Genomic DNA, 21,104 nt, shown 5'->3' with positions numbered 1-21,104 from the left:
GTTAATCTGGCTTTACATTTCTTTACCGGAGCGACATCGCCGCTTCACGCTGGCGGCGCACACTGGCCTCGTTGTCTCCCAAATCAACCAAACGAGGATAGAACATGAGTATCTTTAACCGCCAAACCGTTGCCGCATTCCTGCTGGGTTCCACGCTGGTCGTGGGCGTAGGCGCTGTCGCTGTCGAACGCCACATGGGTGGCACGCACGCAGCCATCGACTCCAGCGCCCATATGGACCGCATGCTCAAGCACCTGTACGTCGAAGTCGACGCCACCGATGCGCAGAAAGCCAAGATCGAGCCGCTGGTGAAGGCCGCGCTGGCCGACATCAAGCCGCTGCACCAGCAGGTGCACCAGCTGCACGCGCAGCTGATTGAGCAGATGTCCGCCGCCACCATCGACCGCACCGCGCTGGAAACCACCCGCGCCAACGGCCTGGCGCTGGCCGACCAGGCGTCCAAGCGCATCGTGCAGCTGCTGGCCGACGTGGGCGACACCCTGACGCCGGCGCAGCGCCAGAAGCTGGCCGAGCACCTGAGCCAGATGCATGGCCGCCATGGGCATCACGGCTAAGCCGTCTTGTGAAGCGGCTCGCCTGTCCGTAGAATGATCCGCATGACTGATCATATTCTGCTGGTCGAAGACGACCCCCGCCTGGCCGAGATGCTCGTAGAGTATCTGGGCCAGGCGGCCTTCCGCGTCACGCACGCGCCCAACGGCCGCGCGGCGCTGGACTGCATCGCGGCCGGCGAGGTCGACGCGGTGATCCTGGACCTGATGCTGCCCGATATGGACGGCCTCGATGTCTGCCGCCAGCTGCGCGCCGTCTCCGACATACCGGTGCTGATGCTGACCGCTCGCGGGGACGCCATCGACCGCATCATCGGCCTGGAGATCGGCGCCGACGACTATCTGCCCAAACCCTTCGAACCACGCGAGCTGCTGGCCCGCGTGCGCGCCATCCTGCGCCGCCGCGTCGAGCATCGCCACCAGCCGGACGCCGCGCCGCAACGCGACAGCGAATTGCTGCAATTCGGCCGGCTGGAGATCGACCCTGCCGCCCACGCGGCCAGGCTGGATGGCGTCTCCTGCGAGCTGACCGCCTACCAGTTCGACCTGCTGCTGGTACTGGCCCGCCACGCCGGCCGCGTCCTCTCGCGTGACAGCCTGATGGAGCTGCTCAAGGGCGAACCGCTGGAAGCCTTCGACCGCTCGATCGATGTGCACATGTCGCGCATCCGCGCCGCCGTCGAAGACGATCCCAAAAAACCGCGCCGCATCATCACCGTGCGCGGCGCCGGCTACCTGTTCGCCAAGGTGCAGGACTGATGGCCGGCCCGCGCTTCAGCTGGGGCCTGCCGCGCCTCTACTTCCGTTTCTACGCGGCGCTGCTTTTCAGCCTGCTGCTGTTCGCGCTGGCCGTGGTCCTGGTGTGGAACCGCACCGGCGGCCCGCTGGAACGCTCCAACGCCACGCTGGCGATGGTGATGCAGAACGTGCTGGCGCCGGCCAACGCCCCGCCCGCCGAACAACAGGCCGCGCTGGAACGCGTGGCCGCCAACCTCAACGCCCACATGACGCTGTACTCCCACGATTGGGAGCCGCTGGCCGTGGTCGGCGTGCAGATACCGGCGCGCCACTGGCGGCAGCACAATATGGACACCCCGCCGCCGGAATCCTATGTGCGGCTGCCGGACGGCCGCCGTTTGCTGTCGAGCGAACCGTTGGGCTTCACGCGGCCCAAGGCCATGCTGCACAACGCCCTGCTGCTGCTCGCGCTGGGCATAGGTATCGCTGCCTTCCCGCTGGTGCGGCGCCTCACCAAGCGCCTGGAACGCTTGCAGCAAGGCGTGGAATCGCTGGGCGCCGGCGACCTGACGGCGCGTGTGCCGGTCGAAGGCAAGGATGAAATCGCACGGCTGGCGCGCAGCTTTAACCGCGCCGCCGACCAGATCGAACAACTGGTAGGCGCGCACAAAACGCTGCTGGCCAACGCCTCGCACGAGCTGCGCACGCCGCTGGCCCGCATCCGCCTGGCGCTGGAGCTGATCAAGGACGATGTCGACCCCAAGCGGCGCGCAGGGCTGGAGCAGGACATCGCCGAGTTGAATGAACTGCTGGACGAGATCCTGCTGGCCAGCCGCCTGGGCGCGATCAGCGACAATACCGAACTGGAAGAGCTGGACCTGCTGGCCCTGGCGGCAGAAGAATGCGCGCGCTACGACGACGCGGTGCTGAACGGCACCTCCGCCCCGATGCAGGGCGATCCGCGCCTGCTGCGCCGGCTGCTGCGCAACCTGCTGGAGAACGCGCACCGCCACGGCGTGCCGCCCGCGCACGTCAACATCGCCAGTGCCGACGGCACGGCCACGCTGGCCGTGTGGGACAGCGGCCCAGGCATACCGGAAGAGGAATTCGAAAGGGTGTTCGAGCCGTTCTACCGCCGCCGCGGCACACGCGACAACAGCGGTGCGGGCCTCGGCCTGGCGCTGGTGCGCCAGATCGCCCGCCGTCACGGGGGCGAAGCGCGCTGCGTCCTGATGCCGGATGGCCGCAGCAGCTTCGAGATTACGCTGCCGCTGGCTGCAACGGCAACGCCAGAATAATATCGTCGTAGTCCGTATCGCCGACACGGAAGGTGCGCTGGCCGATCTGCGCAAAGCCGCAGCGCTGGTAGAACGCCAGCGCATCGTGGTTACCCGCGTAGACGCCCAGCAGCACGCGGCCCGCGCCACGCCCGCGCGCATCGGCCACCGCCGCATCCATCAGGCGCTTGCCAACGCGCTGGCCGTGAAAACGGTGCAGCAGGTAGATGCGCTTGATTTCCAGGTCGTCCTCATGCGGATCGGCCACCGGCAGCTTGGCCGGGGCCAGCACCAGATAGCCGATAGGCGCCCTGCCCGGCGTGGCTTCCGCCAGCCAGATGCGCATGTCCTCGTCGGCCAGCCAGTCGCGGTAGACGGCTGCCGCGTGCTGGCGTTCGCAGTGCGCGATGATGTCGCCGCCATCGAGGATGCCGGCAAACGCTTCGAGAAAACTGGCCTTGCCCACTGCGGACAAGGCTTCTTCGTCGCCGCGCGCGGCGGCGCGGATGCCGATTTCGCCGCTCATATCAAGGCGATTCGCACAGGCAGTGGGTGATCGCAGTGAACGGCTTGCGGGCCGCCGTGATCTCCGACAGCCAACCAAGGTCGCTGACGATGCCGGCGGCCGCGTTAGGCGGCAGGCCGGTGCTGGCTGTAACGCCCACCTTCAGCTGCGCGCCCAGGGTCTGCGCGACCGATTGCGCCACCGCGTGCGCGGCCGAGCCGCCCACCATCTCGACCAGGCGATCGAACTTGCTGGTTTCGCGTTCGATGTAGACCACGCGGTAGTCGGCCAGCTTGGCGCGCTTGGCGGCCGACTTCAGCGCGTCGCCGTAGCTGCCCAGCGTATCGACCAGGCCGCGCTCCTTGGCTTGCGCGCCGGTCCATACACGGCCCTGCGCCACGGCGTCGATTTTCTCCGGCGTGGTCTTGCGGGCCTTGGCGGCGCGGCCGGTGAACTCGGCGTAGATGTGGTTGATGCTGCCCTGGATCACCTGGCCGAAGCGCGGATCCAGCGGACGCAGTGGATTGCCGGCGTCGCCCAGCCAGGTGGTCGGCTGGCCGGCGGTGTGGATGCCCAGCTTGTCGATCACCTTGTCGGCGGTCGGCAGGATGGCGAACACGCCGATCGAGCCGGTGATGGTGTTCGGATCGGCGATCACTTCATCGGACGACATCGAGATCCAGTAGCCGCCGGATGCGGCGACGTTGCCCATCGAGACCACCACCGGCTTGCCGGCGGCGCGGGTCAGTTCCAGCTCGCGGCGGATCAGCTCCGAAGCGAAGGCGCTGCCGCCAGGCGAATCGACGCGCAGCACCACGGCCTTGATATGGTCGTCCTCGCGCGCGGCGCGTATCAGCTTGGAGGTGGAGTCGCCGCCGATGGCGCCGGGACCGGTGCTGCCGTCGCTGATCTCGCCCTGCGCCACGATCACGCCGACGGCGTCGCCGGTCAGCTTGGTGTGCACGCGGGCCAGGTAGTCGTCAAAGCTGATCTGGCGGAAGCTCTTGCCTTCGGTGTCGCGGGCGCCGCGCTTGATCATCATCTCGCGCACTTCATCCTTGGTTTTCAGGCCGTCGACCAGCTTGACCGACAGCGTCAGCTTGGCCAGGTCGCCGTTGACCGCGGCCACTTGCGCCGGCAGGTCGTTGATGGTCTTCATGACCTGGCCTTCCGGCAGCTTGCGCGCCTTCTCGATATCGCCGGTGTAGGAAGCCCACAGCGCGTTGTTCAGATAGGCCTCGGCCTCGGTGGCGGCCGGCGAAGGGCCGTTGGCGATAAACGGTTCGCCGAAGCTCTTGTAGGTGCCGACGCGCAGCAGGTTGACCGTCACGCCCAGCTTGTCCAGCGCGTCGCGGTAGTAGTTGCGATAGCGGCCGAAACCTTCCAGCATCACCATGCCCATCGGGTGCAGATAGACTTCGCTGGCATGCGCGGCCAGCAGGTACTGGCGCTGGTTGTAACTGGAGCCCCACGCCACCACCGGCTTGCCGGCGGCCTTGAAGCGCTCCAGGCCCGCCGCCACTTCGCGCAGCATGGCCTGGCCGCCGCCTTCCATTTCATCGGTCAGCAGCACGGCGCCGGTGATCTCCGGATCCTTGGCGGCCGTCTCCAGCACGGACAGCACATCGCGCAGCTGCATCATCTTGTGGTTCTCGCCGCCGCGCACGCTGGTCAGCAGCGCGTCGCGGGCGTTGCCGCTGGACTGTTCGACCAGTTGGCCCTTCAGGTTCAGCACCAGCGTGGTCTTGGACTGCAGCGGCTTGGCGCCGCCGCCGAAGATGGCGTAGGCCAGCACGATGAGCACAAGCAGGAACAGCAGGTTCAATATCGCACGGCGGCCGGTATCCAGCGCTCGCCACAAAAAGCCAAAGCCGCTGCGGATGTAGGAAAACGGTGATCTGCTCATTGATACTCCAGGTGATTGCGTAAATTACAAGAATAATACTGCATGCCACTGCTACTGTCTCGGTTTGGAAATCAGGCACAGCCCGACGAACACCAGCAAGCCGTTCATGATAAGCAACTCCAGGCCCAAGCGGTAGCTGCCAAAAAGCAATTTCTGATGATAATCAATGGCGTAGCAGATGGCGGGACCGGCCAGCGCAACCATCGGTACCCAACGGTCGCGCACGCTGCGGCGGGTCAGGATGCCGAAGGCGAACAGGCCCAGCAGCGGGCCGTAGGTGTAGCCGGTCAGCTTCAGCACCAGGCCTATCATGCTGGCGTTGTCCACCCATTTGAACAGCAGCACCAGCAGCAGGAACAGCGCGCAAAAGCCCAGGTGCACGCGGTGGCGCAGGCGCAGCTGGGCCGCCGGCGGCAGATCGCTGCGGCGCTGGATGCCGAGGATGTCGATGCAGAAGGTCGAGGTCAGCGCGGTCAGCGCGCCGTCCGCGCTGGGGAACAGCGCCGACACCAGGCCGATGAAGAAGACCAGCTGCACGGCGGCCGGCATGTGCTGCATCACCACGGCCGGGAACAGCTTGTCGCCGCTGGCGGCCAGGCCGACCGTGGGCGCGTACAGGCTCAGCAGGCCACCGAGGAACATGAACAGCAGCAGCACGCCGGTCAGGATCACGGTCAGCAGCAGCATGTTCTTTTGCGAATCGCGCAGCGTCCGCACCGAGATATTTTTCTGCATGATTTCCTGGTCCATGCCGGTCATCGCCAGCACGATGAAGAAGCCGGCCAGGAACTGCTTCCAGAAATAGGCGGGGCTGTCGACCGAGCTGGTGACGACGCGGGTCAAGCCCTGCGCCTCCATCGCGGCCAGGCTGTCCGGCAGGCTCAGGCCCAGTTGACCCAGCAGCCAGCCCGCGCAGATCAGCAAGCCCAGCAGCATGCCGGTGGTTTGCAGCGTGTCGGTCCAGACGATGGTCTGGACGCCGCCTTCGTAGGTGTACAGCAGGATCATGGCCAGGATCACCAGCGTGGTCAGCCAGAACGGCACGCCCAGGCTGTCGAGGATGGTCGCTTGCAGGATGTTGACCACCAGGTAGAGCCGCGCCGACGCGCTCAGCGTGCGCGACAGGATGAAGAAGGCGGCGCCGCTCTGGTAGGAACGGCGGCCCAGCCGCACGTCGAGATAGTGGTAGATCGAGGTCAGCTTGAGGCGGTAGTACAGCGGCAGCAGCACGTAGGCCACGGCGATGTAGCCGAGCACATAGCCCAGTATCACCTGCAGATAGCCGAAGCCGTCGCGGCCGATGGCGCCGGGCACGCTGACGAAGGTGACGCCGCTCAGCGTGGTGCCGACCATGCCGAACGCGACCAGCATCCAGTTGCTGCGCTTGTCGCCGATGAAGAAGCTGTCGTTGGTGGCGTTGCGGGAGGTGCGCCAGGCCACGGCCAGCAGCAAGGCGAAATAGGAGAAGACCAGGCAGAACAGGGAAACAGCTGACATGAGGAGGCGATTTAGTGATTCGATTCGCCGCCAATATACACCGGCCGCGCTGGCTGCGCGGCCGGCCCCGGTTTTAGTGGGCTACGGCATGGATCGATTTCTCGGTGCCGATGCTGGCGGGACGCGGGTTCAAGCGGTCCAGGCGGCCGCTGAGCGCGGTCAGGCCCAAGGCGCCCAGCACCACCAGGCCGCCGACCCAGCCAGTATGGATCAGGCCGAAATGATCGACGATCAGGCCGCCGCCCCACGCACCGCCGGCGATGCCGACGTTGAAGGCCGCGATGTTCAGGCCCGAGGCCACGTCGACGGCGCGCGGCGTGAAGTGCTCGGCCTGCTGCACCACGTACACCTGCAAGCCGGCGACGTTACCGAAGGCCACGGCGCCCCAGGCCAGCACGGTCGCCAGCACCAGCCACTTGTACGGCGCGGTAAGGCTCAGCACGAACAGCACGGCGGCCAGGCCGAGGAAGATGATCTTCAGCGCGCCGATCGGACCGCGCCGGTCGGCCAGCTTGCCGCCCCAGATATTGCCGACCGCGACAGACACGCCGTACACCAGCATCACCAGGCCCACCGTGTTGGCGTTGAAGCCGGTGATGTCCTGCAGGATGGGAGCGAGATAAGTGAAGGCGGTGAACGAACCGCCATAGCCGAGCGCGGTGATCGCATACACCAGCAGCAGGCGCGGCTCGCCCAGCACCTTGACCTGTTGCAGCAGCGAGGCAGGCTTGCTGTGCTTGATGGTCGAGGGTACGAACAACAGGCTGCCGAGGAAGGCGATCACGCCCAGCGCGGATACGGCCAGGAAAGTTTCGCGCCAGCCGAAGTGCTGGCCGATGAAGGTACCCAGCGGCACGCCCGTCACCAGCGCCACGGTCAGGCCGGTGAACATGATGGCGATCGCGCTGGCGGCCTTTTCCTTCGGCACCAGCGAGGTGGCGATGGTCGAGCCGATCGAGAAGAACACGCCGTGCGCCAGCCCCGTCAGGATGCGGGCGACCACCAGCGATTCGTAGCCGGGCGCTTTCCAGGCCAGCAGATTGCCGAGCGTGAACAGCACCATCAGCGACACCAGCAGCGTCTTGCGCGGCACTTTGCCGCTGAGGGCGGTCAGCACCGGGGCGCCGACGGCGACGCCCAGCGCATACAGGCTGACCAGCAGCCCGGCCGACGGCAGGTTCACGCCCAGGTCGGCGGCGATGGTCGGCAGCAGGCCGACGATGACAAATTCGGTGGTCCCGATGGCAAACGCGCTGATGGTCAGCGCCAGCAAGGCAATAGGCATGACATTCACTCCTGAAAAGTTGATGTCATGCAGTATCGGGATATTCTTTACTGAGAAAAAGACCTTAAAATAGCAAAGATATTTGATTTCAAGTCAAATATAGGGCAGGCTGGGGCCGTTTCTTGCTCACTCCACCTTGGCTAAAATAACAATCCGATTGTACTGTAAGCCGATAATGAATTCTGAAAAACTTGCCCTGCTGCTAACGCGTGAAATGCCCTATGGTAAATACAAGGGCCGCGTCGTCGCCGACCTGCCCGGCCACTACCTGGGCTGGTTCGCGCGCGAGGGTTTTCCGTCCGGCGAGCTGGGCGGCCTGATCGCGCTGATGTACGAGCTCGACCACAACGACCTGCGCAGCCTGCTCGATCCGCTGCGCAAGGCGCGGTCTTAGCCTCAGGCCTGCTTGAGCTTCTCTGGCTTGGCGACAAAGACCAATGGAATGGCGAAGGGGCCGATCACGGCGACCAGCATCGCCCAGAGCGTCGTTGGCCGGACGTGGCGGCGCTTGGCAATGTAGAGGCACACAAAGCCCGACAGCAGCCAGACTAAAGCGGGGACATATTCGGACATGGTGAACTCCAGGGACTATTCGAACGGAACGTTCTGCATACTCGCATGAAAAAATTGCGAAAGCAATCGTGACATGGCGGCAATGAAAACAAGTGTATAAAGACACCATTGCATTTGTGAAGGAGAACGTCATGCCGATCCAGCCGCACGGCTGCACTTGCTTCATCATCTCTTCCCGCATGCTGCGCCAGCTGGCCGATGAAGCCGAGCCAGCCGAACGCCATCTGCTGCTGGACCAGTGCGAAATGTCGGCCTACCTGCGCGGCCAGCGTTCTGTCGCGCCAACGGCAATGGGCGCCGCCGTCCCCGGCGAAAAGCGCCGCACCGTCTACGACGCCAGGCACAAGGCCACCCTGCCCGGCAAGCTGATGCGCGGGGAAGGCAGCATGGCGGTGGCCGATGTCTCCGTCAACCAGGCCTACGACGGCGCCGGCACCACCTACGATTTCTTCCGCGAAGTCCTGAAGCGCAATTCCATCGACAACAAGGGCCTGCGCATCGACTCCACCGTCCATTACCAAACCAGGTTCAACAACGCCTTCTGGAACGGCCAGCAAATGGTCTACGGCGATGGCGACGGCAAACTCTTCCTCGGCTTCACCCACGCCCTCGAAGTCATCGCGCACGAGCTGACCCACGGCGTCACCCAGCACGCCGTGCCCGGCGGCCTGGTCTACGAAAACCAGAGCGGCGCGCTGAACGAGTCGATCTCCGACGTGTTCGGCAGCCTGGTCAAGCAGTGGAAGCTCAAGCAGAGCGCCGAGCAGGCGGACTGGCTGATCGGTTCGGGCATCCTGGCGGCCAGCGTCGGCAAGGCGCTGCGCTCGATGGCCGATCCCGGCAACAAGAAATTAACCTGGTCGGGCGACGAACAACCTAAAACCATGGCAGGATATGTGGACGGCGGCGACGTGCACACCAACTCAGGCATCCCCAACCATGCCTTCTATGCGGCGGCCATCGCGCTCAAGGGCAATGCCTGGGACAAGGCCGGGCCCATCTGGTACAAGGCGCTCGGCCTGCTGACCTCGACCGCCACCTTCGCCGACATGGCCAAGGCAACGGCGCAGGCGGCGGTGCTTCTGTATGGCGCCGATTCGGCCGAGCAGCACGCCGTGCAGGCGGCATGGAAAGTGGTTGGCGTTGTGTGAAAGGATGGTCATGACACGCTTGATCTTGAAGTGCACGGGCGGCTTCACCGGACCTGCCGGCGCGCAGACGCGCACCGTCGAACTATCGCAGTTGCCGCAGCCGCAGGCGCAGGCATTGCAGCAGTTGCTGACGGCCAGCTGCTTCTTCACGCTGCCGGAAAAATTGACCAAGGCCGCGCCGCAATCGTCTGATTTTCTGTACGACCTCAAGGTGGACGAAGGCCAGCAGGCACATTGCGTGCGCTACCATCTGGACGCCGCGCCGGCGCCGCTCAAGGAGCTGACGCACAGGCTCAACGAAGTCGAGCCCGACTAGCCGATCTTCAATTCCGGATAGCCGGTGCGCGGATCAAGTTCGCGCGTAAAACGCTGGCCGGGCAGCAGCGCCAGCAACAGCTCGGCCGTGGTGCGCACCGTGCAGCCTGCGCACACATGGCCGCCCAGTACCCTCCCCTGCGCATCCGACACCGACATATGCAGATGCGCGCCGTCGGCCGAGATCGATCCGGCCAAGGTCAGGATTTCCAGGTCGCCGCGCAGCGCATCCGGTTGCGGCATGCCGGCGTAGCGCAGTTGCGCGCCGTCCAGGCTGCCGATGCCCTGCAATACGAAGCCAGCCTGATGGCCGCTGGCGGCCAGCGCCGCCACCACCGATGCGCGCAAATCGTCGCCCGGATTGAGCCGCAGCGCCAGCGTCTGCATCAGGCCACCATGCGCGCGAATTCGCCGTTGTCCACCAGCTTCTGCAAGTCGGTGGCGCCGCCGATCAGCGTGCCTTTTACAAAAATCATCGGGAAGGTCGGCCAGCCGGCCCACATCTTCAGCGCCGTGCGCGGACGCCATTCGGACAGGTAGTTGCCGTAGCTCAGATAGGTGTAGGGCGTGCCGAGGCCGTCGAGGATTTTGCGGGCCTTGCGCGGGAAAGGATTCAAGCCCATGCCGACCACCACCACCTTGTTGGCGGCTACGGCGGTCTGCACTTCGGACACCAGATCGCGGTGATAGCCGCTGACGCGTTCGCGCACGGCTGGGTGGATGTGGGCTTCGTCCAGGATTTTACGGCTCATCGTTATTCCTCATGAATGTTAGATGAGCGTAAGAGTAGCCGCAAACCGGCGCGGCGGCATAGCCTTTTCCGCGCCGGCGCTTGCCGGGTCAGAGCTCCAGCTTGGAGATCTTGGTGCCTTCGAGGTTCAGGTTGGCCATCAGGCCGGCATTGGTCAGCACCAGCGCCTGCACCGGATTGTTGGCGGTGTTGGTATCGATCTCGCCGTTGGCGCCCACCTTCAGCAGCGCCACCGAGCCATCGACGCCGGCCGTCCAGCCTCTGCTGTTGCGGAATTTATCCAGCGCTTCGCGCGTCATGAACAGCAGCACCACGGCCTTCGATTGCGCACCGGCCTGGAAGCCGACCGACACCGAAGCCACGCTGTAGTAATCGACGGTCTGGCCGCCCGTGCGCAGCACGCCCTTGCCGTATTCGCCACCCACCACCAGGCCGGCCGCCAGCACGCGCGGGAACACCAGCACACCGGCGGACTTGCGCACCAGCTCGCGCGAACCTTTGACTTCGGAATACAGGCGCTCCAGCGTCGAGTACGAGCCCTGCTCGATCTCGGTGCGGACGGCGGCTGAATCGGGCTTGGCGGCGGAGGTCGTCGTTGTGCAGCCGCCCAGCGTCAAGCCGGCGAACATCAGCGCTGCGGTGCTACGGACCAGGAAAGTACGTTTTTGCATGGAAGTCTCCGTAAAAGATCAGTGAGCGGCGGGTTGCCATGATTGCCATGGTCTCGCTATTCTGTCATCTTCCGGCGTTTCATGCTTTGTCCCATCCGTATCAAACGGGGCGTCCCTGTCCGAACAGGATGGCGCGCTCTTCGGCCGACATGGTGCGGTCCTTGCGGGCGTAGACGTTCTCGACGCCGACGTAGGCCTTGATGGTGGCCGGCCGCGCGCGCATGGCTTCGAACCAGCGCTGCAGGTCGGGGAAATCGGCCAGCGTCTGCCCGTGCCCCTCGTGCGGCACGATCCACGGGTAGCAGGCGATATCGGCAATCGAGAACTCGCCGGCGATGAAGTCGCGGCCTTGCAGCTGCTTGTCCAGCACGCCGTACAGCCGGCTGACTTCACGCGTGTAGCGGTCGATGGCGTACGGCACCGTCTCCGGCGCGTAGATGTTGAAGTGGCCGATCTGCCCCGCCATCGGTCCCAGCCCGGCCACCTGCCAGGTCAGCCATTGCAGCGCCTCCAGCCGCGCACGCGGATCGCGCGGCAGGCCGAAGCCGGTCTTGTCGGCCAGGTATTGCAGCATCGCGCCCGACTCGAACATGCTCAGCGGCCCGCCGCCGTCGGCCGGTGCGTGGTCCACCAGCGCCGGGATCTTGTTGTTCGGAGAAATGCGCAGGTACTCCGGCGCAAACTGTTCGCCCTTGCCGATGTTCACGCGGATCAGGCGGTAGTCGATACCGGCCTCCTCCATGTACATGGTCATTTTTAAGCCGTTGGGCGTTGCGGCGTAGTAGAGATCTATCATGGTTTTATTGTGCACGGGGATGGCCCGCCGGCGGGATGCCAATCGCGGGAATTTTCAGGAGGCCAATCAGGCCGGACTTCAACGATTGCCAAAGGCCAGGCGCTTGCCTTCGCGCAGCATGCCGGCGAAGTCGGCCGCCGGAATCGGCTGGCTGAACAGATAGCCCTGCAGCTGGTCGCAGCCCAGCTCGCGCAGGAAGCTCATCTGCTCGGCCGTCTCCACGCCCTCGGCGACGATCTCCTGCCGCAGCTGCTGCGCCATGGTGACGATGGCGCGCGCGATGGCGCAATCGTTTTCTTCGTACGGCAGGCCGATGACGAAGGAGCGGTCGATCTTCAGGGTGCTGATCGGGAATTTTTTCAGGTAGGCCAGGCTGGAGTAGCCGGTGCCGAAGTCGTCCAGCGCCAGCGCCATGCCCATCGCCACCAGCTCGTTCATGATGGCGATCACATTGTCGGTGCCGCGCACCAGCAGGCTCTCGGTGATCTCCAGGTTGATCTGGTCGGGCTGCACGCCGTGCCGCTCCAGCACCGCCGCGATGCGCTTGGGCAGCTGGCTGTCGAACTGCCGCGCCGACAGGTTGACGGCGATAGGCGGCATGATGAGGTTGGCGTCCTTCCACTCGCGCACCTGGCGGCAGGCTTCCTCCAGCACCCAGCTGCCGAGGTCGAGGATCAGGCCGGTCTCCTCCGCCACCGGGATGAACACGCCCGGCGACACCAGCCCGCGCACCGGATGGCGCCAGCGCAGCAGCGCCTCGGCGCCGACGATGCGGCCGCTGCGCAGGCTGACCTTGGGCTGGTAGTACAGCATCAGCTCGTTATTGCTGAGCGCGCGCCGCAGCTCGCTTTCGATGCGCAGGTGCTCCTTGGCGCGCTGGTTCATTTCCTCGCTGTAGAACAGGAAGGCCGATTCGATATTCTGCGCCGCCTTGTTCATGGCCACGTCGGCGTAGCGTATCAGGGTCGAGACGTCGGTGCCGTCCTCGGTGTAGACGGTGATGCCGATGTGGCCGCCCACCTGCAGGCTGTGCGTGCCGATGACGATGGGCGCGGCCAATGCGGTCAGCAGCTTTTGCGCGACGATGGCGGCGTGTTCGCGCTTTTCGATGTGCAGCAGCGCGACCGCGAACTTGTGGCCGTCCAGCCGCGCCAGCACGTCGGCCTCGCGCAGCGACAGCCGGAACAGCCGGCCGATCTCGCACAGCAGGCCGTTGCCGACCTCGTGGCCCAGCGTGTCGCTGATGGCGCCGATGCGGGTGATGTCGATCACCAGCAGCGCGCCGTGCTCCTGCGAGCGCTTGGTCTCGGTCAGCGCCTGGCCGACCAGCTGGTTCAGCAGGCACAGATTCGGCAAGCCGGTCAGCGAGTCGTAATTGGCCATGCGCTGCATGCGCGCCTCGGCGTCCTTGTGCACGCTGATGTCGGAGAACAGCGAGAAGGTATGGCTGATCTTGCCCTGCTCGTCGCGCACCACGCTGATGGTCACGGATTGCGGGAACAGCTCGCCGTTCTTGCGCTTGCCGATGATCTCGCCGCGCCACGGCCCCTCGCCCTGCATGGCCGAGCGCACCTTGGCGCGGAACTCGGCGTCGTGCACGCCGGAGCGCAACAGGTCGGGCGTCTTGCCTATCGATTCTTCCGGCGTGTAGCCGGTGATGCGGGTGAACGAGGAATTGATCGAGACGATGCGCTCGTGCGCGTCGGTGATCAGCACACCCTGGTCGCTGTCCTCGATGATGCGCGCATGCAGGTTGATCTTGTCCGAGGCCGACAGCGCGGCATCGGCCATGTTCAGCTCGACCAGCATGCCGACCGGATCGCCGGCCTCGTCGTGGCGCAGCAGCAGGCGCAGCTTTACCCAGATCAGCTCGCCGTCCTTCTTGCGGCGGCGCACCTCGGTGCGGGCGTCGCCGGTAGCGCCGCTGTTGTCGGCGCTGGGCTCGAAGAACAGTTCGGCGATATTGCCGTCGTCGTCGTTCTCGGCGTACAGGAACAGCACGTGCTGGCCCAGCGCCTCCTCGGGCGCGTAGCCGAACATGCGCTGCGCGCCGGCGCTCCAGCCGGTCAGATAGCCGGCCAGGTCCAGCTCCAGCTCGGCGTCGGCGGTCGGCTCCGTGTTCGCATCGGCGATGCCGGAGCGCGTCGCCGCCAGCAATGCATCGAGCTCGGCCAGCGTCGCCGCCAGCGCCGTGCCCGACTCTTTGCGGGCTTGCCGGCTCAGCGCCAGACAACGCTCCAGCATGTCACGCATGGGGAGCGCCCGCCTTGCCCACCGAGACGCCCTGCATCCACAGGTAGGCGTCGGCCAGGATCTGGTTGAAGCCGGCGTTGTCGATCTGCAGCGCCTGCAAGCCCTGCGTCAGCGCGGCCAGGTCGTCGTGCTCGGCTGCTTCGACCACGTCGAGCAACTGGCCCAGCTCGCCCTCGCGCGCGAGCAGCGCCTGCTGCACCGAGACGCTGATGGACAAGGGCTTCAGCACCTCGGCCAGCGGCATGCCGAACAGCACGCCCAGCAGCGAAAACATGCCGGTCATGAAGGCTTGCTCCTGGTGCGGCTTGTCCTGGCCGGCGGCCTTGGACAGCAGCTCCATCGCCCGCGCCCGCACCGACACCCGCGCCAGCAGCATGGCCGAGCGCTGGTCGGCCTCGCGCGATGAAAACAGCATCAGGTTGAGCCAGCGCCGCAGCTGCGAGCGTCCGAGGATGAGGATGGCTTGCGAAAAACTGGTGACGCGGCGGCCGGTGCCCATGCCCAGCGAATTGACCAGCCGCAGCAGATGGTAGGACAGCGTCGGATCCTGGCGCAGCAGCGCTTCGATTTCGTGGGTGTCGGCATCGGCCGAGACCAGCTGCACCAGCTGCAGCGCCAGCGCGCGCGAGGCGGCCTGGTTGCCGACCGGCTTGGGCGGCGGCGCCAGGAACCAGTCGCCGTCGATCCAGGCGACGCTGGCCGGCAGGTCGGCGGCCAGCGCGGTGTCGCTGTGGTGGAGCTTGTCGGCGGGCAGCGGCTTCCAGCCGGCCTCGTCCAGAATCTGATGGACCGCCTCGGCCTGGCCGGCGCGGTAGTAGCAGCTCATGCTGCCCGACGCCAGCTCCTGCAGCAGACTGGTCTGCACCGCGCCGGCCTGCAGGCTGGCGGCGTCGAGCAGCAGCGCCGACGGCACGCCGTTGCGGTCGGCCAGAGGATGCAAAAACACGGGCGGCATGGCAGTCGTAGCGGTCATGGAATGTCCAGCGTATAACAGTCGGTGATCCCGCTATGGTACTCCGAAATTATTGGCGTCGGCCAACATTATGGAAATGAAGCGGGCAAGATCAAACGATGCGGCAGATGGGCGAGCAGCCGTTCGAACAGTCCGGGCTGTTTCATGCGGGCCAGCCACCATTGCAGCGCGGCGCCGTGCTCGCCGCTGCGCCAGGCCAGGTAGAAGGTTTCGGCCGGCTTCGGCTCCTCCACTTCCTTTTCCACCAGCAGGCCGGCGGCGATGGCGGCGCGCGCGCACGGCTCCGGCAGGAAGCCGAAGCCCATGCCGTCGAGCTGGTACTGGAACTTGGTTTTCATGTCGGGCACGGTCAGCGTGTCCTGCCCCAGCAGCAGGCCGACGGTGCGCGGCGCCATCTTGCGGGCCGAATCGGCCACGCTGACGGCGCGGTGCTGCTGTAGCTGCACGCGGTCCAGCTTGCCCTGCACCGAGGCCAGCGGGTGCGTCGGCGCCACCGCGAACACGAAGGGGATCTTGCCGATCGGCAGGGAGACATAGCCGCCGCCGGCCGGGCCGTCGCCGGCCACCCCCACCAGCAGGTCGGCGCGGCGGTCCAGCAGCGCTTCCCAGGTGCCGGACAGCGCCTCCTGCACGATGCGCAGCCGGGTCTGCTGGGCGACCTGGTAGAAAGCGTTGATATCATCGATGAACAGGCTGGCCGAGAACATGCTGTCCATGCCGACCGCCAGTTCGGTCTCCCAGCCGGAGGCCACGCGGCGCACCCGGTGCTCCAGGTCTTGCGCGGCCTTGAGCAGGTAGCGCCCCTCCTTGAGCAGCTCGACGCCGGCCGCCGTCAGCTCCACGCGCGGGCCGTTGCGCTCGAACACTTGCACGCCCAGATCGTCCTCCAGCTTGCCGACGGTGTAGGAAATGGTCGAGGGCACGCGGTGCAGCTCCTTGCCGGCGGCGGAGAACGATCCGCGACGGTCGATGGCGTCGACGATTTGCAGGGCTTCCAGGCTGAGTCTGAGCATTCGATTTTTTCGATAGTAGAGTGGTAAATTTTCCGTTTTTTTATTCCAAAACACAGGCGTACACTGTGGTTCATGGATGCGAAATTATCGCACATTAATTTAAAAGAAACGGAGCCCTACCATGTTGCAAATTCGTAAAAGTGAAGAACGCGGCGTCGCCAACCACGGCTGGCTGCAGTCGCGCCATACCTTCTCGTTCGGCAGCTACCACGATCCTGAACATGTCGGTTTCGGCCCGCTGCTGGTCATCAATGAAGACCAGGTAGCGGCCGGCCAGGGTTTCGGCACCCACGGCCACCGCGACATGGAAATCATTTCCTACGTGCTCGACGGCGCGCTGGCCCACAAGGACAGCATGGGCACCGGTTCGGTGCTGCACTACGGCGATGTCCAGCGCATGAGCGCCGGCAACGGCGTGCGCCACAGCGAGTTTAACCACTCGCAGGACGAGCGGGTGCATTTCCTGCAAATCTGGATCCAGCCCAACCAGACCGGCATTCCACCGAGCTACGAGGAAAAGCACTTCACGCCGGAAAGCAAACAAGGCCAGCTGCGCCTGATCGCCTCCAGCGACGGCCGCGAAGGCTCGGTGCTGATCCACCAGGATGCGGCGATCTACGCCACCATCATGGCGGCCGGCGACAGCCTGCAACACACGCTGGCCGGCGGGCGCAAGGCTTACGTGCACGTGATCCGTGGCGAGGTGACGGTCAACGGCACGGCGCTGAAAGGTGGCGATGCGCTGAAAATCAGCGGTGAAACGCTGGTGTCGCTGCAGGATGCCAAGGATGCGGAAGTGCTGCTGTTCGACCTCCCCGCCTGAGGCTAGAGGGCGGCCTAAAAAAACTTTCCGCCAGTTTTGGTATCATGAAGGGCACGCCGGGTCTGTTTGAACAGCCCGGCGTGCCTTTTTCACCTTGAATATCACTAATTGAAGAGCATAGCTATGTCGCAGAGCGCAGCAACCCCGGCAACCGACGAACTGGATTACATGACTTCGTGCGCCCTGCCGACCCCTTGGGCGCAGTTCACGCTGCACGCCTTTGTCGAAAAAGCCACCGGCAAGGAACACCTGGCGATGGTGCTGGGCGATATCGGCAACGGCGAGCCGGTGCTGGCGCGCGTCCATTCCGAATGCCTGACCGGCGACGTGCTGTTCTCACAGCGCTGCGATTGCGGCGCCCAGCTCGAAGGCGCGCTGAAGAAGATCGCCGCCGAAGGCCGCGGCGTGCTGCTGTACCTGCGCCAGGAAGGCCGGGGCATCGGCCTGATCAACAAGATCCGCGCCTACCGCCTGCAGGAGGCCGGCGCCGACACGGTGCAGGCCAATGAACAGCTGGGCTTCAAGCCGGATCAGCGCACCTACGGGCTGGTCCAGCCTATGCTGGCGCAATTCGGCGTTAAAAGCCTGCGCCTGATGACCAATAATCCGCGTAAGATCGATGCCATGACCAAACTGGGCATCGAGGTGGCCGAGCGCGTTCCGCTGCTGGTCAACCGCAATGCCTTTAACCAGCACTACCTGAATACCAAGGCCGCCAAGCTGGGCCACATGATGACGCCGCTGACCCCGGCCCCGGTGGAGGATGGCGCGCTGTAAGGTTGATTTTTAAGGACTGCATGAAATTTAACAAGCTTGCCGTTACCCTCGCCCTGACCTGGGCCAGCGCCGGCGCGCTGGCGGCGCCCGCCGACCATCCGCCGGCCGCGCCCGCACAACTGGCTGCGGCGGCGCAGTCCTCCGCCAAGGCTTCGGCGCCCGCCGCCGACAATGCCGACGCCGCCCCGCTGCCGCCGCCCTCCAGCGCGGCCCAGCATCTCTACGGTTCCGCCAAAAACGACATCCTGCAAGTGCGCTCGCTGCTCAAGAGCGGCCGCACGCAATCGTCGGTGGGCTCTGGCTTCCTGATCGGCACCAGCAACCTGGTGGTAACGAATTACCATGTGGTGTCGCAATTCGCGCTCGATCCCGACACCTACGTCGGCGAATGGGTGGACACCAGCGGCCAGCGCGGCAATGTCGAACTGCTGGCGGTGGACGTGCTGCACGACCTGGCCGTGCTGCGCGTCAGCCGCAACGGCACCGGCTTCTTCAAGATTCCCGATCAACTGGCCAAGCTGACGCAGGGCCAGTACCTGTACTCGCTGGGCAATCCGCTGGACCTGGGCTTCGCCATTTCCGAAGGCGCCTACAACGGCGTGATCGCGCGCGGCTTCTACGACCAGCTGATGTTCACCGGCCCGATCAACTCCGGCATGAGCGGCGGCCCCAGCGTGACGGTCGATGGCGCGGTGGCCGGCGTCAACGTCTCCAAGCGCCTCGATGGCGAGCTGGTCAGCTTCCTGGTGCCGGCCCGCTTTGCCCAGGACTTGCTCAAGCGCGTGGAGCAGCAAAAGAAAACCCCGACCGACTTCACGTCCATCGTCGCCGCGCAGCTGCTGAACCACCAGCGCGCCATGGTCGACCAGCTGCTGGCCAGCCCGCTGAGCCTGAAGCCCATGGGGCCTTATCAGGTGCCGGTGCGCGAGTCCGAACAGATGCGCTGCTGGGGCCGCTCCAACGTCAAGGCCGACAAGCCGTTCACGGTGGACGACGCCAGCTGCGCGATGGAATCGGCGATCTTCATCAGCGGTTCGTTGCAAACGGGCCAGCTCAGCATCCGCCACCAGTTCCTGCGCGGCACCGGATTGGACAAGCTGCGCTTCGCGCAACTGGCCAGCGCCTCGTTCAAGAACGAGCACTTCGGCACCAACAAGGACACCCGCCTGACCGGCCCGCAATGCACCGAGGACTTCGTCAAGAACAAGGACGTGCCGCTGCGCGCCGTGCTGTGCGTGCGCGCCTATCGCAAGTTCGCCGGCCTGTACGACTTCGCGCTGCTGACCGCCACCACCGACCAGGGCTTGATGAGCCTGCAAAGCCGGCTCGATGCGCGCGGCGTCTCGTACGAAAACGGCTTGCGCCTGTCGCGCGTGTTCATCGACTCGCTGGGCCTGGCGCCGGCGGCGAAGAAGCCCGCCGTGGTCGCCTCGCCCGCCAAGCCAGCCAAGGGAGGCGCGCGATGAAAGCCCCCTACTTCATCGAAATCCTGGCCCGCAACGGCGACGTGCTGCACCGGCACAAGGTGGCCGCGTTGCCGATCCGCCTGGGCCGCAGCTACGATAACGACGTCATCCTCGACGACGCCCACAGCGCCGCCGCCCACGCCATCGTCGACGTCAACGAACAAGGCGAGCTGGTGCTGCGCGACCTGGGCAGCCAGAACGGCACCTACCTGAAAGGCAAGCGCCAGACCAGCGTAGTGCTGGGCGGCGACACCATGGTGCGCCTGGGCCACACGCGGCTGCGCGTGCGCGCGGCCGACTTCCCGGTGGCCGCCGAAATCGCGGACACCACCATGCACGGCTGGGAAGGCACGGTGCCGGCCGCCATCGGCTTGGCGCTGATCGCCATCTTCACCTGCTTGGAGACCTGGCTGTCCGACGTCGAACCGTTCGCGCTGATACGCTACCTGCTGGTGCTGGCGTCCAGCCTGGCGGCCGGTTTGCTGTGGAGCGGCTTGTGGGCGCTGGCCAACCGCCTGTTCGGCAGCCATGCGCGGCTGGGGCGGCACCTGTTCATCCTGGGCAGCGGCCTGGCGACAGTGGGATTGTGGAAGATCGGCAGCGCGGCGCTGGCCTATGCTTGGTCGGCCGAGACCTTCACGCGCTACGGCAACCTGGTGACGCTGGCGATCGCCTGCGGCATGTTGTTCTTCCACCTCATCACGATCAAGCCGCACCATCCGCGACGTTTCGCGGTCAGCTGCTGGGTGATGCTGGTGGCGGGGGCCGGGCTGATGCTGATGACCAACCTGCAAGGCACAGGGCGTGCCGCGGACGAGCTGTACATGTCCGTACTGCTGCCGCCTGAAGTGCGGCACAGCGCGGATCGCAGCGTCGACCAGTTCATGGCCGATGCCGCCAAACTGAAAACCGGCGCCGACGCAGCCCGCGCCCACGCCATCAAGGACGGCACGCCGGAAACAGAGGACGACGACGACGGCGCCGAGTAAATCCAGGCCGCACAACGAAAAAGGGGGCTGACCCGACAGGTCAGCCCCCTTCTTTAATTTTAAGCCAGCGAATTACTTGGCGGCTTTGCGACGGCGGGCGATGGCACCTACCAGGCCCAGGCCGGCCAGCATCATGGCGTAGGTTTCCGGCTCAGGTACGGCGGCGGTGACGGACACATTGTCCAGCACTGCGCCCGAGTAACCGTCGCCACCAACGCTGCTGAACACCAGCGCTTGCGAACCACCGGTGGTGGTGAAGTTGAAGGTGTAGTTGGTGACAGGGGTGCTACCTTCGAACGCGTAGTGGTTGCCGCCAACGAACACGTCCAGGCCGGCGCCGTGCGAGTATGGATTGTGGGTCAGGTCGAACGACAGCGTATAGGTGACGCCGGCAATGGCGTTGAACGATTGCGACAGCACGCCCGGACCTGGCGTGCCCAGCATGTCGATGCTATTGCCCGAGATCGAGTTGTAGCTGTTGTTGATGACGTCGACCGAGTTGCCGCCGACGCTCCAGAAGGCAATCGCGCCCTCGCCTGCGCCCACGCGGACGTAGTTGTTCAGATTGACGCCGCTGACGTTTTCAAAGTCGCCATTCTGGATCAGGTTGGTGGCCGATGCAGCGCCCGAAGCGGTCAATGCGGTAACAGCTGCAGCCAGGAACAGTTTAGACAATTTCATGATGTGACTTTCAAAAAGATAGAACGGCGACCCAATGCAGCCATTCTACCGATAAATTTCAAAAGCACAACTAAAATTTCATTTTGTTACTG

At 65.1% G+C, this 21,104-nt stretch carries 23 protein-coding genes; 10 read left to right on the top strand and 13 right to left on the bottom strand.

Annotation, left to right across the window (positions count from 1 at the left end):
- Nucleotides 1-104 precede the first annotated feature (104 nt).
- From GEV01_RS08150 to GEV01_RS08140, 3 genes are read left to right on the top strand one after another with little or no spacing between them, the layout of a single operon-like run.
- Nucleotides 105-575: a Spy/CpxP family protein refolding chaperone gene (locus GEV01_RS08150; RefSeq protein WP_152803283.1), complete on the top strand. Its 471-nt coding sequence runs from the start codon at nt 105-107 to the stop codon at nt 573-575.
- Between the two features lie 42 nt (nt 576-617).
- On the top strand, nt 618-1,331 hold the full coding sequence (locus GEV01_RS08145; RefSeq protein ID WP_175022981.1) for a response regulator: 714 nt from the start codon (nt 618-620) through the stop codon (nt 1,329-1,331).
- Entirely contained in the window at nt 1,331-2,608 is a 1,278-nt protein-coding gene (locus GEV01_RS08140) for a sensor histidine kinase (protein WP_152803279.1), read from the top strand. Before GEV01_RS08145 ends, GEV01_RS08140 begins: the two co-directional genes overlap by 1 nt.
- On the opposite strand, the gene GEV01_RS08135 is transcribed toward GEV01_RS08140, so the two are convergent.
- The 4 genes from GEV01_RS08135 to GEV01_RS08120 all read right to left on the bottom strand — a co-directional run bounded on the left by GEV01_RS08135 (nt 2,571) and on the right by GEV01_RS08120 (nt 7,780).
- On the bottom strand, nt 2,571-3,113 hold the full coding sequence (locus tag GEV01_RS08135; RefSeq protein WP_152803277.1) for a GNAT family N-acetyltransferase: 543 nt from the start codon (nt 3,111-3,113) through the stop codon (nt 2,571-2,573). The two genes, GEV01_RS08140 and GEV01_RS08135, sit on opposite strands and share 38 nt — an antisense overlap.
- Before the next feature lies 1 nt (nt 3,114).
- Nucleotides 3,115-4,998: a signal peptide peptidase SppA gene (gene sppA, locus GEV01_RS08130; RefSeq protein WP_152803275.1), complete on the bottom strand. Its 1,884-nt coding sequence runs from the start codon at nt 4,996-4,998 to the stop codon at nt 3,115-3,117.
- 51 nt (nt 4,999-5,049) lie between these two features.
- Nucleotides 5,050-6,495, bottom strand: a complete 1,446-nt coding sequence (locus GEV01_RS08125; RefSeq protein WP_152803273.1) for a sodium:solute symporter — start codon at nt 6,493-6,495, stop codon at nt 5,050-5,052.
- A gap of 73 nt (nt 6,496-6,568) precedes the next feature.
- The gene (locus GEV01_RS08120) at nt 6,569-7,780 is read right to left on the bottom strand and encodes an MFS transporter (protein WP_152803271.1); all 1,212 of its coding nucleotides are present in this window, start codon (nt 7,778-7,780) and stop codon (nt 6,569-6,571) included.
- 175 nt (nt 7,781-7,955) lie between these two features.
- Between GEV01_RS08120 and GEV01_RS08115 the strand changes: the two genes are divergently transcribed.
- Nucleotides 7,956-8,174 (top strand): DUF3820 family protein, encoded by a 219-nt coding sequence (locus tag GEV01_RS08115; RefSeq protein ID WP_152803268.1) that lies wholly within the window; start codon nt 7,956-7,958, stop codon nt 8,172-8,174.
- Between the two features lie 2 nt (nt 8,175-8,176).
- Here GEV01_RS08115 and GEV01_RS30735 read toward each other — a convergent pair whose 3' ends face one another.
- On the bottom strand, nt 8,177-8,353 hold the full coding sequence (locus GEV01_RS30735; protein WP_175022979.1) for a hypothetical protein: 177 nt from the start codon (nt 8,351-8,353) through the stop codon (nt 8,177-8,179).
- 131 nt (nt 8,354-8,484) lie between these two features.
- Between GEV01_RS30735 and GEV01_RS08110 the strand changes: the two genes are divergently transcribed.
- Complete coding sequence (locus GEV01_RS08110) at nt 8,485-9,504, top strand: M4 family metallopeptidase (protein ID WP_152803266.1); 1,020 nt, start codon at nt 8,485-8,487, stop codon at nt 9,502-9,504.
- A 10-nt stretch (nt 9,505-9,514) separates the two neighbouring features.
- The gene (locus tag GEV01_RS08105) at nt 9,515-9,820 is read left to right on the top strand and encodes a protealysin inhibitor emfourin (RefSeq protein WP_152803264.1); all 306 of its coding nucleotides are present in this window, start codon (nt 9,515-9,517) and stop codon (nt 9,818-9,820) included.
- Here the strand turns inward: GEV01_RS08105 and GEV01_RS08100 are convergent.
- From GEV01_RS08100 to GEV01_RS08070, 7 genes are all read right to left on the bottom strand, one after another.
- Entirely contained in the window at nt 9,817-10,206 is a 390-nt protein-coding gene (locus GEV01_RS08100; protein ID WP_152803262.1) for a PPC domain-containing DNA-binding protein, read from the bottom strand. The two genes, GEV01_RS08105 and GEV01_RS08100, sit on opposite strands and share 4 nt — an antisense overlap.
- Entirely contained in the window at nt 10,206-10,571 is a 366-nt protein-coding gene (locus GEV01_RS08095; protein ID WP_152803260.1) for a glutaredoxin domain-containing protein, read from the bottom strand. Before GEV01_RS08095 ends, GEV01_RS08100 begins: the two co-directional genes overlap by 1 nt.
- Nucleotides 10,572-10,659: 88 nt before the next feature.
- Nucleotides 10,660-11,241: a BPSL1445 family SYLF domain-containing lipoprotein gene (locus GEV01_RS08090; protein ID WP_152803258.1), complete on the bottom strand. Its 582-nt coding sequence runs from the start codon at nt 11,239-11,241 to the stop codon at nt 10,660-10,662.
- A 100-nt stretch (nt 11,242-11,341) separates the two neighbouring features.
- A complete protein-coding gene (locus GEV01_RS08085) occupies nt 11,342-12,037 on the bottom strand; it encodes a glutathione S-transferase N-terminal domain-containing protein (protein WP_152803256.1) in 696 nt (231 codons plus the stop codon).
- A 78-nt stretch (nt 12,038-12,115) separates the two neighbouring features.
- Complete coding sequence (locus GEV01_RS08080; RefSeq protein ID WP_152803253.1) at nt 12,116-14,290, bottom strand: putative bifunctional diguanylate cyclase/phosphodiesterase; 2,175 nt, start codon at nt 14,288-14,290, stop codon at nt 12,116-12,118.
- Nucleotides 14,283-15,263: an EAL and HDOD domain-containing protein gene (locus tag GEV01_RS08075; RefSeq protein WP_152803251.1), complete on the bottom strand. Its 981-nt coding sequence runs from the start codon at nt 15,261-15,263 to the stop codon at nt 14,283-14,285. The genes GEV01_RS08080 and GEV01_RS08075 overlap by 8 nt, the downstream gene beginning before the upstream one ends.
- 68 nt (nt 15,264-15,331) lie before the next feature.
- Nucleotides 15,332-16,276 carry a LysR substrate-binding domain-containing protein gene (locus GEV01_RS08070; protein WP_152803250.1) on the bottom strand — a complete coding sequence of 315 codons (945 nt, stop codon included), beginning with the start codon at nt 16,274-16,276 and terminating at the stop codon, nt 15,332-15,334.
- A 121-nt stretch (nt 16,277-16,397) separates the two neighbouring features.
- On the opposite strand from GEV01_RS08070, the gene GEV01_RS08065 reads away from it, so the two are divergent.
- The 4 genes from GEV01_RS08065 (at nt 16,398) to GEV01_RS08050 (ending at nt 20,331) form a co-directional block, all read left to right on the top strand.
- On the top strand, nt 16,398-17,099 hold the full coding sequence (locus tag GEV01_RS08065) for a pirin family protein (protein ID WP_152803248.1): 702 nt from the start codon (nt 16,398-16,400) through the stop codon (nt 17,097-17,099).
- A 123-nt stretch (nt 17,100-17,222) separates the two neighbouring features.
- Nucleotides 17,223-17,876: a GTP cyclohydrolase II gene (gene ribA, locus GEV01_RS08060; protein WP_116988059.1), complete on the top strand. Its 654-nt coding sequence runs from the start codon at nt 17,223-17,225 to the stop codon at nt 17,874-17,876.
- A 20-nt stretch (nt 17,877-17,896) separates the two neighbouring features.
- The gene (locus GEV01_RS08055; RefSeq protein WP_152803246.1) at nt 17,897-19,342 is read left to right on the top strand and encodes a S1 family peptidase; all 1,446 of its coding nucleotides are present in this window, start codon (nt 17,897-17,899) and stop codon (nt 19,340-19,342) included.
- Complete coding sequence (locus GEV01_RS08050; protein ID WP_152803244.1) at nt 19,339-20,331, top strand: FHA domain-containing protein; 993 nt, start codon at nt 19,339-19,341, stop codon at nt 20,329-20,331. The genes GEV01_RS08055 and GEV01_RS08050 overlap by 4 nt, the downstream gene beginning before the upstream one ends.
- Before the next feature lie 72 nt (nt 20,332-20,403).
- On the opposite strand, the gene GEV01_RS08045 is transcribed toward GEV01_RS08050, so the two are convergent.
- A complete protein-coding gene (locus GEV01_RS08045; RefSeq protein ID WP_152803243.1) occupies nt 20,404-21,012 on the bottom strand; it encodes a PEP-CTERM sorting domain-containing protein in 609 nt (202 codons plus the stop codon).
- Nucleotides 21,013-21,104 lie beyond the last annotated feature (92 nt).

Origin of the sequence: Rugamonas rivuli (assembly GCF_009380165.1) — a bacterium.
Lineage (GTDB): Bacteria > Pseudomonadota > Gammaproteobacteria > Burkholderiales > Burkholderiaceae_D > Rugamonas > Rugamonas rivuli.
The sequence above is the reverse complement of the archived record's forward strand: the minus strand, read 5'-3'. Positions and strand labels throughout refer to the sequence as shown.